Raw genomic sequence first — 12,806 nt, forward strand, 5'->3', positions numbered from 1 at the left:
AATGAGTGAGACAATAACAAAATATAGAGCGCCTGCACTTGAGCGCGGCCTTGATATTATTGAGCTTTTAAGTCGCCAATCAGAACCAATGTCGAAAAAAGAAATTGCAGAATCACTTGGTCGATCTGTGAATGAGCTTTTCCGCATGCTGAATATTTTGGAAGCGCGCGGCTATGTTCAAACCTCTGAGGAATCAGGAAAATATGCACTTACCTTAAAGACCTTCGAACTCTCCAATCAGCACCCACCGATCGAACGCTTGTTGTATTCTGCTAACGACGAAATGCAATTTCTCTCTGAAAAAACTCAGCAATCTTGCCATTTATGCATATTGTTTGATGGGGCCATGCTGGTTGTGGCAAAGCAAGATAGTCCTTATAAAATGGGTTTTTCTATTAGGCTATCTGCACGTATTGATATTCATGGTTCGGGTTCCGGTTTTGTTGTGCTCGCCTATAAAACACATGAGCAACGTCGCAAGCTATTAGAACAAGGGCATACATCGCCAATAGAGATCGAAAATGTGCTAAGTCAACTTAACAAGGTTAAAGGCCAAGGGTATTTCGTTGGGGCAAGTCCGCAAATCAGCGGTATCACCAATATATCCTATCCAGTTTTTAACCCTAAAAAGCAGGTAGAAGCTGCTCTAACCATGCCATTTCTTACAATGAATTCAGATAGTTTACATCACCAAGTGGTCAACTTTGAAGATTCAAGAAAAGCCGTTGCTGTAGCGGCGGATAACCTCACCAAAGCAATTGGTGGTCGAGCTCCTGAAAATGAAATTGATTAAGGGCTATTATATTCGATAATATAAAATACATATTTATATAACCAGTACTTTCAGAGTATTATCGAATAATACTTACATATACATGCTTCATCTATTATATGAATTCGGTTCTCTTGCTCTATTTGAACGATTTATATATTTTTTATACTAGAAAATATCAAAAATATTTAAGTATGGTGATAACCTAACGTATAGTAAGATCAGTAATATATCCACATGTGCATTACATGTATTGTTGTTCCTTGGGGCGGCTAGAAATTGCGGTTTCTAGCCGTTTTTATTTTATCGACTCACCTATGAAGAAGCCGTGATAAAAAATATTCAATATTCATACTTGACGAAATACATTTATTTATGAATTTTATATGTATCGCGAATACGAAAATTTCTCAAAGGGGAGAACAAAATGAGCGTAGAACGTAAGCAATATGTCTACACAATTAAAGATTTGCCACTGACACCAATCGTCGAAGACCAAGGCATTAGCACCCGCTTTCTTCTCGGTGATAATTTGATGGTTAGCTTTATCGAAAACCCACCTGGAGCGACTTTCCCAATTCATACTCATGAATGCGAACAGATCATGATTATGACCGAAGGTTCTGAAGAGCATATTGTTGGCGACCAAAAAATCATGATGAAGGCAGGTGATGTGGCTGTTCATCCGGGCAATGTGCCTCATGGTGGCAAAACAACAACCGGTATGAAAGCAATCGATATCTTTGCGCCATACAGAGATTCCCATTTAGAAAAAATGCGCCAATACGGAACTATGCCAAATCCTGATGGGACATATCCTTTGAAAAACAACATCGAAGAATAAGAGTTTTGAAAACCGGTTGTGTTGACCGGTCAAGCTTGCAACGGGAGGAAACCATGGGCAACTTGTTTAAATATCTAAAAATAGCAGCTTCTAGCGTGGCAATGGGTGTATTGGCAATGGGAAGTGCCAATGCAATAACCTTAAAGCTGGGTCACTATGTAGAAACAGACCACCCTGGCCATATTGCAGCAATGCACATGGCAGAGCGTGTCAAAGAACGTACACATGGTGAAGTGAACATCGTGATCTTTCCTGCAAACCAGCTTGGGTCGCCAAACGAAGTGCTAGAGCAAAATGTTCTTGGGGCGGTTGACATGTCGCTGCCTACTCAAGGGCATTTAGATAAGTACTCAAAAAAATTCGCAACAGTAATGACGCCTTTTGCTTTTAAAGATCGTCAGCATGTCTACAAGGTTCTTGATGGACCTTTCAAGAAATGGGCTGCGCCGGATCTTTTAGATAAGGGGTTGGTTTACCTAGCGAATTGGGACTATGGTTTCCGCAATATTACAAATGGAATACGCCCAATTAACACACCTGAAGATGTTAAAGGGCTGAAGTTGAGAACGCCACCTGAAGTGCAGCTACAATCTGCTATGTCCGCTTTAGGTGCCAACGTTACTCAGCTTGCATTTAACGAGCTATATATGGCACTGCGTCAAGGTGTTGTTGATGGAGAAGAGAACCCTCTTTCTGTAATCTATCACAACAAACTTTACGAAGTTCAAGATAACCTCGCCATAACTCAGCATGTTTATGGTTCTATGGTAAGCGTCATTTCAAAACGTAGTTTTGATAAACTAACTCCAGAGCAACAAAAAATACTCGAAGAAGAAAGCATTGCTGCTGGTAATATGATGCGCTCCATGATGGAAAAGGAAGATGCCGAACTAATTGCAAAACTAGAAGAAAAAGGCATGAAAGTTACTTATCCTGACCGTGAGCTGTTTAAAGCCCAAATGGGCCCTGCTTACGAAGCAATCGCTAAATATGCGGGCGAGGAAAACATGAAAACGTTCCTCGATATGCTCTAATCCAACCTTGCGCCTGTTCGCTTTCTAGTGGACAGGCGTTTGCTTTTGAAGGAGGGTTGAATGACACCCGCAGCTATTTTTACCGGCCTCATTTTTTTAATTATGATGGGCGTCCCCATCGCAATTTCCCTTGGTGCGATTTCGCTTTACGCCATGTCCGATAACGTGGCAGCGTTAGGTTTAATGGCACAGCGCATGTATTCATCCACAACTGGCTTTACATTGCTGGCAATTCCTTTCTTTATACTTGCTGGTAACCTTATGAATACTGGTGGTATTACAGATAGAATTTTCCGATTTGCGAAAGCATCCGTTGGCCATTATTGGGGTGGCTTGGGCCAGGTTAATATTTTCTCCTCAATAATCTTCTCTGGAATGTCCGGGGCTGCAGTTGCTGACGCTGCCGGCTTGGGCAAAATTGAAGTGAAAGCCATGGTTGATGATGGCTACGACCGCCCCTTTGCCGGTGCAATTACCGCAGCATCTTCAACAATTGGTCCGGTTATTCCCCCCAGTATTCCTTTTGTGATTTACGGATCAATGACAGGTGTTTCTGTCGGGAAACTCTTTTTAGCAGGTATGGTTCCAGGACTGATGATGGCTATTGCCATGGCTGTTGCGGTTAATCTTATCTCTAAAAAGCGCAATTACCCTCGCCGAGAAAAATCATCAATAAAAGAGCGTTGGGTAAGCTTTAAAGAAGCATTCCTGGCTTTGTTAACCCCGGTCATCATTGTAGGTGGCATTCTAGGTGGCTGGTTCACACCAACCGAAGCTGCAATCATTGCCTGCCTTTATGCATTGTTCCTGAGCGGTTTAGTTTACAAAGAGCTCTCGTGGGCTAAGCTGTTGCACATTTTGGAAGATACACTGCTCCATACTGTGCGGGTCATGTTCATTATGGCTACTGCGGGCTTCTTTGCTTGGGTGCTGACAATGAATGCTGTTCCGCAAACTCTTGTGACCGCAGTAACGGGTATGACAGATTCTCCAACACTCATGCTTTTGCTTATCATTGGTGTTTTGCTCATACTTGGCATGTTCCTTGAAGGTGTTGCAGTCATCCTGATTTGCGTACCAATTTTCATGCCTCTTGTCCAAATCATGGGTATGGACCCAATTCAGTTTGGCGTAATTATGATACTTGCCTCAATGATTGGGCTCTTAAGTCCTCCAGTAGGTATGTGCCTGTTTGCTGTGGCTTCTATCAGTCAAGTGAGTGTAACAGTATTAAGTAAAGAGGTTATTCCATACATCCTCGGAATACTTGCGGTGCTGTTCCTGGTCGCATTCATTCCTGCTCTATCAATAACTATGACACAACTAATAGGGTAGGGGCATGTTAGACTTCATTCTAAAAATAGACAGAGTTATCTGCAATATCTTCCGATACACCGCAATATGCTTGTTAAGTATTCTGTTTATACTTATGGCATTAAATGTAATACTGCGGTTCTTCCCGGTATTCTCAATTGGCTGGTTTGACGAGATCGTCGAACTATCCTTCGCTTGGCTTGTATTTACCACTGCGGCAGTTTTGTGGCGCTCAAAAGAGCATCCGCAAATTGATTTGGTAGTTTACATGTTTGATGGCAAGCGCTTACAGTATTTTCTGCTAGCACTTATAGAAGTGGTCAACATTTTCTTCCTCTCAGCATTTACGTACTTTAGCTACTCTTTGGTAGAGCGCGCCATGGCCTCTTCGCCGATCTTCCAGATCCCTAGAAAGATCTTCTATGTCTCTATGCCTGCGGCCGGGGCGTATATGACCGTAGTTTCTGTTTTCTTCCTTCTGGGTTATTTGAGGAAACTCGTCAGCTCTCCGGCTTCAAAATCAGAGCAAGCGACGTCACAAGTATAAACGAACGAACAAAAGGAATAAAAAAATGGCAAAAATTCTTATCACTGGCGCAAGCACTGGTATTGGTGCTGAGACCTCACGCCTTTTAGCCGAAAATAATGAGCTATTTTTGGTATACAATCGCTCTGAAGAAAAAGCGAAACAACTGGAGGCCGAACTCGGTGATTTAGGTGCAAAAGTACACCTGCTACAAGCTGATATCACCAGTGAAATTGCTTGCATTGAGTTGTTTCGCCAAATTGGCGAACTCACCGATAGCCTTGATGTACTTGTAAACAATGCAGGTGGTCTTGTCCGGCGTCAGGCGGCAGATGCATTAGACTGGCAGCTTATGCAAGAAATCTTCAATCTTAACGTCTTCTCTTTATTCAAGATTACATCTCTTGCACTGCCTTTCTTGCGTAAAGGCGAGAAGCCTTCGATCGTAAATATAACGTCAATAGCATCACGCCATGGCGCACCAGGGGCAACCATTTATGGCGCAGCCAAAGGCTCTGTAGATACATTCACGCGCGGCCTTTGCAAGGAATTAGCACCAGAAATTCGCATTAACTCCGTCTCTCCAGGTGTTATTGTAACGCCGTTCCATGACAAAGTCTCCACTCCAGAGCAAATGGTGGCTTGGGCGGAAGGTAACCCATTAAAGCGCAACGGAACCCCTAATAACATCGCAACAGCTATTAAGTTCTTGATTGAAAATGATTTCATTAATGGTGAAAGCATTGATGTCAACGGTGGTCTGCTGATGCGCTAACTCTACGGGCAGGTGAATACAAGTTGTTTGCCTGCCCCTTTTAAAATGTGGGAGGGAAGAAAATGAATAGTGGATCAGCAGCAAGAGATTTAATCTACGGGAATATTGATGCAATTATGGCCAATGCCCAAAAATTGCGCGCTCGAGAGGTTGTTTCAATCGACATCTTGCTAACGGACGACTTCATGCAGTCAAATACCAATCTTTCAACTGCTCAGGAGCTATTCGCCCTAGCTGGCGCAGAGGAAATCAACGAACAAACTGTAGAACTTATTCCTGATGAGCTCTGGAACGAGATTATCGAAACGCATACGGGCTTTTCTAATTGGGATGAAATGTTTACCAAGGCATCGCAAAGCTATGTGAGATCTCAGCTACTGGCCGGGGTTGAAGTGCCAAGTAGCTTGAGCTAAGCGGTAACTCTCCAACCGTTTAATTATTACTGCTTCTATGATCCCAGCGAATGGGGTAGTAATTGAAGGTAGAAGTCTCAATCAATACAAGTCTCTCAACCCCATATCGGGGTTGAGAGACCGTTGCTATCTTTGCCTAAAATACAAGCATGACCAATAGTGCATATTATAATTTATCAACTAACAAAATAGCTTACATTTACAGCGATCAAGTTCGTTTTCTGCTTCAAGTTATCAGTTATTCTCAAAGTGGTAGCGTGGTTATCGCATGCTATTACCTATACATATCAAGCAAAAAGTACACGATCATTTGATTTTTTAAATATTTAAAAATCGGTTTCATAAAGAGTATATAAAGTTATTCGTTGGGCACAATTAATTGCAACATTTTGAGATGAAATTTTTTGTGAAGGAAGTGGTGGGCCCGGAGGGACTTGAACCCCCAACCAATCCGTTATGAGCGGATGGCTCTAACCAGTTGAGCTACAGGCCCGATATCCCTCTCCTATACCAACCTTTTAGCCTGAGTAAATAGTTTTGTTTCAACTATAAACACCCAATTCCATAAAAGGCTCCGGGATTTATAAAAAAATGCTTTGTGTAACCCTAAATACAAACTACCCTGTTTTAATCATGAGCTGTTAACAGACATTCACGTACTGCTTTAATATGAAAATACGAGCGCAATTATGCATCCCGCCATTGCACATTTTGGAAAAATCTCATGCGCAACACTTTAGTCCAAACTTCAGCAGCTCTAATCCTACTGTGCTTATTTGGTTATTTATTGGTTATCGGCCGCTCGCTGCTCATACCCTTTATTATTGCGTTCATCGTCTGGTACATCATCAACTCACTCGCCAATGCCTTTCACGACATACCGTATATTGGCAAAACCCTGCCAAGGCCAGTGACTATAATATTTGCACTATTTCTGATTTTTTATATAGCCAGCTTTGTATTCGATATGGTGACCAGTAACCTACAACTACTGGCGCAAGATGCCCCCACATATCAAGCGCGGCTTGATGAAGTCTTTCAGCTCATATCACAAAAACTGAAACTCAAAGAACCCATAACAATTTCTGACCTCATACCGAATTTTTCGCTTTCTCAAGCCATATCAACCGGTGCCAGCGTGTTGACCAGTCTGGCTGGTTCTGGCTCATTGGTGTTTATTTATGTCTTGTTTTTAATTCTCGAAGCAGCAACTTTTGACATCAAACTTATGGCCCTCTTTGAAACACAACAAAAGCAACAGCTTGCCCTCGCTATTCGTGATGAAGTTGCCCAAAGAATGCGTCACTATCTAGGTATCAAAACCGCTGTAAGCTTGGCGACCGGATTTTTAACTTACTTATTGCTTGAGCTTGTGGGCCTTCCCTACGCACCCCTTTTCGGTTTTATCGCCTTCCTGTTAAATTACATCCCGACAGTTGGCTCGCTCACTGCTGTATTGTTCCCGGCAATTCTCTCGCTTGTTTACTACGATACTTTTACCAACTTTCTCATCATTTCCATTGGCCTAGGATCTATTCAGTTTTGCATAGGAAATTTGATAGAACCAAAATTAATGGGCAGCTCCCTCAATATTTCGCCGCTGATTATCATGATTTCCCTTAGCCTTTGGGGCTCTATCTGGGGAATTATAGGCATGGTTCTTTGTGTGCCGCTTGTCGTGCTTATCATGATTATCTGCGCGCAGTTCCCTGCCTCACGCCCTTTTGCCATCCTCCTCTCCGCCAACGGAAATGTAGGGGAGCCACTAACTTTGTCCGTGGATAAAGAAAATAACCCGCAATAGCCGCCATTTTGCCCGAAAATCGCTCTAGTTTTTTATTCTCAATAAACAAACTTTTATTCGTTTTCGCACTTAACAGAGGAACTCTTCATGCGCTCAATAACCAAGCAATGGACCGCCTTGCTAATAGCTGCAATCATTACGGCTCCGTTAGCGACAACAACAGCCTTTGCCAAATCATTAGAACGCTCCACAATCACTATTACGGGCAACAGTACAGTGATGGCCACGCCAGATAGCGCTCAAATTACTTCAGAAGTTGTCACAGAGGCCGAAGACGCCCAGCAAGCCTTGCAACAAAACTCTGCTAAGATGCAAAAGATAATGGAGCTTTTAAAACAGCAAGGCATTGAGCCGAAAAACGTGCAAACTTCCAGCTTTCGCATTTATCCCGTTTATCAAGAGCGTGACTATAACAACCGCAATAGCGATAATAACCAACCACCTCGTATTGTAGGATATAATGTACAAAATGGATTGGAAATTACCTTGAATAAGGTAGAGGCACTGGGGCCCTTGCTAGACAAGCTGGTCAAAAGTGGCTCAAACCGTATTTCTAATATTCGCTTTCTTGTTTCTAACCAAGACGCTTTACTTAACAAAGCCCGCGGTGCCGCAGCCTTGGACGCAAAGAAAAAAGCCCAACTCTACGCCAATGCACTCAATATGAAGCTTGGGAACGCTATAACTATTACTGAAGGCGGCTATTCAGCTCCACGCCAACCGCGCGGCGAAATGGTCATGCTAAAAGCGGCGATGAATTCTGCGCCGCCAATCGCTGCGGGAGAAGAACAGCTGACCACATCAGTCACCATTAAATTTGAGCTGCTGACACAATAACAATAGCTCAAAAACCATTGTTTGAAAGCTCACAATTAAAACAGTGTGCCTGCCACATAAAAAAGTAAAGCAGGCACACAATTCTCATTTATAAAGTTGTTGAATTATATTCCTGTTACAATTTGTGACAACTCTGACAAACATATGCAACTTCACTGATGTATTGAATAAATAAATTTCGCCAAAACGTTCTAAGTGAGTCTTCAAATGTCTAAAACTTCACCACAAACATACAGTTCTCTTCAAATTTGGTTGCATTGGCTCGTAGCCGCTCTAGTTTTCTTTCAACTTGCATTTGGAGATGCCATGGGAAAAATGGGGCATATGCTTCGAAATAGACAGCAACCTGATGCAACAACCGCATTCATGGCGGACGCCCATATATATGCGGGCTTTACCGTACTAGCCCTCATTATAATCCGTCTCGTACTTCGCTTTACACATGGCGCACCAGAAGCACCAGCTGGAACAAAACCCATAGCTGCTTTGGTAGCTAAAGCACTTCATGCGCTGTTTTACCTACTACTCATTGCAGCCCCAGTTTCAGGCGCACTCGTTGTTTATGGTGGTTTAGGCGAACTTGCAGGTCCGCACCATTTACTAAAACCCGTCTTTATTTTCACAATCCTGCTTCATGTGGTTGCGGCTCTCTGGCACCAGTATGGGCTCAAGGACGGTCTTATGCGGCGTATGATGACATCAAAAGCCTAATCCCAATTACCCCTTGGCAAAGCCCGGTACAAGCCGGGCTTTTTCTGGCCTAATTAATAAAATAAGCATTTACTTTCTAAATAGTACTCATTAATAAACTAAGATATATCTTAGTTTATTAGAGGCGCACATGGAAACCCAACCAACAAAATCGGCATTTGAAGCGCATAAACTGAGGCAAACCCAGCCAAAACTATTTCACAGGCAATACATTTTAGCTGCCCTCACACTTGCTCTTGGCGTCGGTTCCCATGCTATTAACGGCTTTGTATCTTCGGCAGTTCTGCCTGACATAATTAGCCAACTAGGTGGTGAAACACGGGCATATTGGGTCTTCAGCCTGTTTCAAGTGGCTTCTATCTTAGGCGGCACATTAACCGGCTCACTCAAGCAGCGCTTTGGAGCCAAGCAACTTTATATATTGGCTACATTTATCTTGGCTATGGGTTCACTCGTAGCGGGCTATGCCTCCAACCTGAACGCACTACTTTTAGGTCGCGCACTACAGGGTTTTGGTGAAGGCATAATTATCGCCCTCTCCTATGCCGTAATCTATGAGCTATTTCCAGAAAAACTAGTAGCAAGTGTTTTCGCCATGTTGGCCACTGTCTGGGCCATAGCAGCAGCGGTTGGACCAGTTACAGCAGGCTACTTAACTCAAATCTGGAGTTGGCGTGCCGCTTATCTTGTAAACCTACCACTCACACTTATTCTGCTTACACTGGCACTTTTCGTTATGCCAAAACACCAAAGCGACAACCTGAAAACCGATCTCTCTCAAGCCCTGAATAAGCTGGCGCGTCTGAGTTTACTGGGCTTCGCCATATTGTTGCTAAGTTATGTTGCGCAAACCCAATCCGTAACACTGGCAACTGTCATTTTCATTTCAGGTCTTGCTTTGCTCGCCCTTACCCGCCAATGGGACACTAGGAGCGAAAACCCGCTTATTCCGCGCACGGCGTTTAACAACAAGCGCTTGATTGGCGCGATTATGTGGGTGCTGCTGCTGGATTCTTGTGCAAGTGCAGTACGTATGGTCTACGGTAACGCACTGGGTCGCGAATTGTGGGGGCTCAACATCAGCCAATCCGCTTACCTGCTCACAATCCTTGCCTTTGCATGGTCCATAAGCGCTTGGTATGTATCTGGCAATACCGCCCGTGAAAACCAGTTCAAGCGCATCACATTTGGAACACGCCTCATTGCCCTTGGTCTGCTCACCATGGCTGGCGCACTGAATACTGCCAGCATGCCGCTATTTGCCCTTGGTCTTGCGATTTCCGGTGCGGGCTATGGTTTTTCCAACCAGTTCCTCAATCAAGTGGTGATCTTTTCCGCTGATGAGCAAGACCGAGACCGCGCGACCGGCTTTCTACCCGCCCTTGCCTCCGCCGGTATTGCCATTGGCGCAGCAATCAGCTCTCTGCTAGCCCGTCTCACAGGACTAACCGAACACGGTAGCGGCACTTTGCTAACCAAACAAACCGCTATTGAACACGCCCCGCTAGTATTTACGATAATGGCGAGCTTTGCCTTGCTGGCAGCAATGAACGCTTCTCGCCTATCTCGCCTGAACTAGAAAGCAAGTAAGGCACCAAACAGCAAAAGGGCCACCCAATGGGCGGCCCTCTCACACAACTGAGTTGTAACAGTCTATTAGCTATCCAGGAACGAACGCAGTTTGCGCGAACGGCTTGGATGTTTCAGCTTACGCAATGCTTTCGCCTCGATCTGACGAATACGCTCACGTGTCACCGAGAACTGCTGGCCTACCTCTTCCAAAGTGTGGTCAGTGTTCATGCCAATACCAAAACGCATCCGCAAAACGCGCTCTTCACGCGGTGTCAAGGAAGCCAACACGCGGGTTGTGGTTTCGCGCAGGTTCGCCTGAATGGCCGCATCGATTGGTAGAACAGCATTCTTATCCTCGATGAAGTCACCCAAGTGGCTGTCTTCCTCATCACCAATCGGCGTTTCGAGGGAAATTGGCTCCTTGGCGATTTTCAGCACCTTACGAACCTTCTCAAGCGGCATCTGCAGCTTTTCGGAGAGCTCTTCCGGCGTTGGTTCACGGCCAATCTCATGCAACATCTGGCGCGAAGTCCGCACGATCTTGTTGATCGTCTCGATCATGTGCACAGGAATACGGATTGTGCGCGCCTGATCAGCAATCGAACGGGTAATCGCCTGACGAATCCACCATGTAGCATAGGTGGAGAACTTATAACCACGGCGATATTCAAATTTATCAACCGCCTTCATCAGACCGATGTTACCTTCCTGAATCAAATCGAGGAACTGCAAACCACGGTTAGTGTATTTCTTGGCAATGGAGATAACCAAACGCAAGTTGGCTTCCACCATTTCCTTTTTCGCAATACGCGCTTCGCGCTCACCCTTTTGCACCATAGAAACGATTTTACGGAACTCGGTGATTTCCAAACCGGTTTCTGTGGCAAGGTTCTGAATCGCCATACGAATTTCGCGGATCATATCGCCTTCATTGGCGACAAATTTCTTCCAGCCACGCCCGGAAAGGTTCGCGATTTTGCGAATCCAGTTCGGGTCCAGCTCGCTGCCTTGGTATTGCTTAATAAAGTCGGCGCGGTTCACACCATTGCTATCTGCAAGGCGCAGCAATCGACCCTCATAACCCATCAGCTTCTTGTTGATGTCATAAAGCTGACCCACAAGCGCTTCAATACGGTTCGAGTTCAAGGACAAGCTTTCAACTTCAAGAACAATATCGTCTTTCAGCTTCTTGTAACGGCGCTCTTGCGAAGGAGACAAGCTTTTGTTGGCCAGCTTGTTTTCGACCAACTGGTCCTGCAACTTACGCAGCTTTTTGTAGTCTTCGGCAATGCGGTCGAAAATTTCAACAACTTTCGGCTTCAGCTCGGCTTCCATGACAGAAAGTGAAACGTTGGCTTCAAATTCATCGTCATCATCACCGCTTGCTTCACCACCTTCGCCCTCACCTTCGCTAGGTGCGGCTTCGCCATTGGCTTGCTGTTTTTCTTTTGCCTTGCGCTCGGCTGCTGCCTTGCGCTCTTTTTCGCGTACAGCATCGGGCACTTGCCCCTCACCCGCTTCTTCCTGCTCGGCAATCTCTTCATCAGAAGGACCGCCGCGCCCGTCAGGACCGGCATAGGTAGCGTCAAGATCAATAATATCGCGTAAAAGAACAGTACCTTCCGCCAGCTCTTCACCCCAGATGATAATCGCCTGGAAGGTTAAAGGGCTTTCGCAAAGACCGGAGATCATGGCCTCGCGGCCTGCCTCGATGCGCTTGGCAATAGCGATTTCGCCCTCGCGCGACAACAGCTCAACAGAACCCATCTCGCGCAGATACATACGAACCGGATCGTCCGTCCGATCAGAAGGCTCTTTCGTCGTCGTCGTTTTGGTAACAGCCGTGGAAGATGCGACAACCAGATCGCCACCCTCTACTTGCTCTTCAGCTGCTTCCTCAACTTCCTCTTCTTCAACCACATTGATGCCCATTTCGGAAAGCAATGACATGGTGTCTTCAATTTGCTCCGAACTTACCTGATCTGGTGGCATCACTTTATTCAGTTCGTCATAAGTGATGTAACCGCGCTTCTTTGCGGCCTTAATCATCTTCTTGACGGCGGCGACCGACAGGTCGAGCAAAGGTCCGTCTTGACCTTCCCCTGATGCCGGTTCCTGTGTTTGTTCAGCTTGTGTCGCCTTCGTCGCCATATTTTGCTCCAAAGCCGCTGACAAAAAAGTCAGCGCAAATCCGCACTTAAAGA

General features: G+C 45.0%; 12 protein-coding genes and 1 tRNA gene. 11 read left to right on the forward strand and 2 right to left on the reverse strand.

Annotation, left to right across the window (positions count from 1 at the left end; all coding sequences use genetic code 11):
• Window position 1 precedes the first annotated feature (1 nt).
• The 7 genes from AYK67_RS10750 (at window position 2) to AYK67_RS10780 (ending at window position 5,678) form a co-directional block, all read left to right on the forward strand.
• Window positions 2-793, forward strand: coding sequence for an IclR family transcriptional regulator (locus tag AYK67_RS10750; protein ID WP_068086160.1), 792 nt, complete (start codon window positions 2-4; stop codon window positions 791-793).
• Window positions 794-1,199: 406 nt separating this feature from the next.
• Window positions 1,200-1,616 carry a cupin domain-containing protein gene (locus tag AYK67_RS10755; RefSeq protein ID WP_068086162.1) on the forward strand — a complete coding sequence of 139 codons (417 nt, stop codon included), beginning with the start codon at window positions 1,200-1,202 and terminating at the stop codon, window positions 1,614-1,616.
• Window positions 1,617-1,669: 53 nt separating this feature from the next.
• Window positions 1,670-2,650, forward strand: coding sequence for a TRAP transporter substrate-binding protein (locus AYK67_RS10760; protein WP_082735757.1), 981 nt, complete (start codon window positions 1,670-1,672; stop codon window positions 2,648-2,650).
• Window positions 2,651-2,710: 60 nt separating this feature from the next.
• On the forward strand, window positions 2,711-3,985 hold the full coding sequence (locus AYK67_RS10765) for a TRAP transporter large permease (RefSeq protein WP_068086164.1): 1,275 nt from the start codon (window positions 2,711-2,713) through the stop codon (window positions 3,983-3,985).
• Between the two features lie 4 nt (window positions 3,986-3,989).
• Complete coding sequence (locus AYK67_RS10770) at window positions 3,990-4,511, forward strand: TRAP transporter small permease (RefSeq protein ID WP_068086167.1); 522 nt, start codon at window positions 3,990-3,992, stop codon at window positions 4,509-4,511.
• Window positions 4,512-4,536: 25 nt separating this feature from the next.
• On the forward strand, window positions 4,537-5,265 hold the full coding sequence (locus AYK67_RS10775; RefSeq protein ID WP_068086170.1) for an SDR family NAD(P)-dependent oxidoreductase: 729 nt from the start codon (window positions 4,537-4,539) through the stop codon (window positions 5,263-5,265).
• Window positions 5,266-5,327: 62 nt separating this feature from the next.
• Window positions 5,328-5,678 (forward strand): hypothetical protein, encoded by a 351-nt coding sequence (locus AYK67_RS10780; protein WP_068086173.1) that lies wholly within the window; start codon window positions 5,328-5,330, stop codon window positions 5,676-5,678.
• 416 nt (window positions 5,679-6,094) lie between these two features.
• Here the strand turns inward: AYK67_RS10780 and AYK67_RS10785 are convergent.
• Window positions 6,095-6,171: transfer RNA gene (locus tag AYK67_RS10785), tRNA-Ile, on the reverse strand.
• A 231-nt stretch (window positions 6,172-6,402) separates the two neighbouring features.
• On the opposite strand from AYK67_RS10785, the gene AYK67_RS10790 reads away from it, so the two are divergent.
• The 4 genes from AYK67_RS10790 (at window position 6,403) to AYK67_RS10805 (ending at window position 10,609) form a co-directional block, all read left to right on the forward strand.
• Entirely contained in the window at window positions 6,403-7,482 is a 1,080-nt protein-coding gene (locus tag AYK67_RS10790) for an AI-2E family transporter (RefSeq protein WP_068086176.1), read from the forward strand.
• Window positions 7,483-7,569: 87 nt separating this feature from the next.
• The gene (locus AYK67_RS10795; RefSeq protein WP_068086178.1) at window positions 7,570-8,319 is read left to right on the forward strand and encodes an SIMPL domain-containing protein; all 750 of its coding nucleotides are present in this window, start codon (window positions 7,570-7,572) and stop codon (window positions 8,317-8,319) included.
• A 207-nt stretch (window positions 8,320-8,526) separates the two neighbouring features.
• A complete protein-coding gene (locus AYK67_RS10800) occupies window positions 8,527-9,030 on the forward strand; it encodes a cytochrome b (RefSeq protein WP_068086180.1) in 504 nt (167 codons plus the stop codon).
• 130 nt (window positions 9,031-9,160) lie between these two features.
• Window positions 9,161-10,609, forward strand: a complete 1,449-nt coding sequence (locus tag AYK67_RS10805; protein WP_068086182.1) for an MFS transporter — start codon at window positions 9,161-9,163, stop codon at window positions 10,607-10,609.
• Window positions 10,610-10,686: 77 nt separating this feature from the next.
• Here the strand turns inward: AYK67_RS10805 and rpoD are convergent, their stop codons facing one another.
• Window positions 10,687-12,753, reverse strand: coding sequence for an RNA polymerase sigma factor RpoD (rpoD, locus tag AYK67_RS10810; RefSeq protein WP_068086510.1), 2,067 nt, complete (start codon window positions 12,751-12,753; stop codon window positions 10,687-10,689).
• Window positions 12,754-12,806 lie beyond the last annotated feature (53 nt).

It is taken from the genome of Polycladidibacter stylochi (assembly GCF_001562055.1).
Lineage (GTDB): Bacteria > Pseudomonadota > Alphaproteobacteria > Rhizobiales > Stappiaceae > Pseudovibrio > Pseudovibrio stylochi.

Excerpts from the sequence above, each read along its gene's own strand:
- AYK67_RS10750 (WP_068086160.1), top strand. The coding sequence starts at position 2 with ATGAGTGAGACAATAACAAAATATAGAGCGCCTGCACTTGAGCGCGGC.
- AYK67_RS10755 (WP_068086162.1), top strand. The coding sequence starts at position 1,200 with ATGAGCGTAGAACGTAAGCAATATGTCTACACAATTAAAGATTTGCCA.
- AYK67_RS10760 (WP_082735757.1), top strand. The coding sequence starts at position 1,670 with ATGGGCAACTTGTTTAAATATCTAAAAATAGCAGCTTCTAGCGTGGCA.
- AYK67_RS10765 (WP_068086164.1), top strand. The coding sequence starts at position 2,711 with ATGACACCCGCAGCTATTTTTACCGGCCTCATTTTTTTAATTATGATG.
- AYK67_RS10770 (WP_068086167.1), top strand. The coding sequence starts at position 3,990 with ATGTTAGACTTCATTCTAAAAATAGACAGAGTTATCTGCAATATCTTC.
- AYK67_RS10775 (WP_068086170.1), top strand. The coding sequence starts at position 4,537 with ATGGCAAAAATTCTTATCACTGGCGCAAGCACTGGTATTGGTGCTGAG.
- AYK67_RS10780 (WP_068086173.1), top strand. The coding sequence starts at position 5,328 with ATGAATAGTGGATCAGCAGCAAGAGATTTAATCTACGGGAATATTGAT.
- AYK67_RS10790 (WP_068086176.1), top strand. The coding sequence starts at position 6,403 with ATGCGCAACACTTTAGTCCAAACTTCAGCAGCTCTAATCCTACTGTGC.
- AYK67_RS10795 (WP_068086178.1), top strand. The coding sequence starts at position 7,570 with ATGCGCTCAATAACCAAGCAATGGACCGCCTTGCTAATAGCTGCAATC.
- AYK67_RS10800 (WP_068086180.1), top strand. The coding sequence starts at position 8,527 with ATGTCTAAAACTTCACCACAAACATACAGTTCTCTTCAAATTTGGTTG.
- AYK67_RS10805 (WP_068086182.1), top strand. The coding sequence starts at position 9,161 with ATGGAAACCCAACCAACAAAATCGGCATTTGAAGCGCATAAACTGAGG.
- rpoD (WP_068086510.1), bottom strand. The coding sequence starts at position 12,753 with ATGGCGACGAAGGCGACACAAGCTGAACAAACACAGGAACCGGCATCA.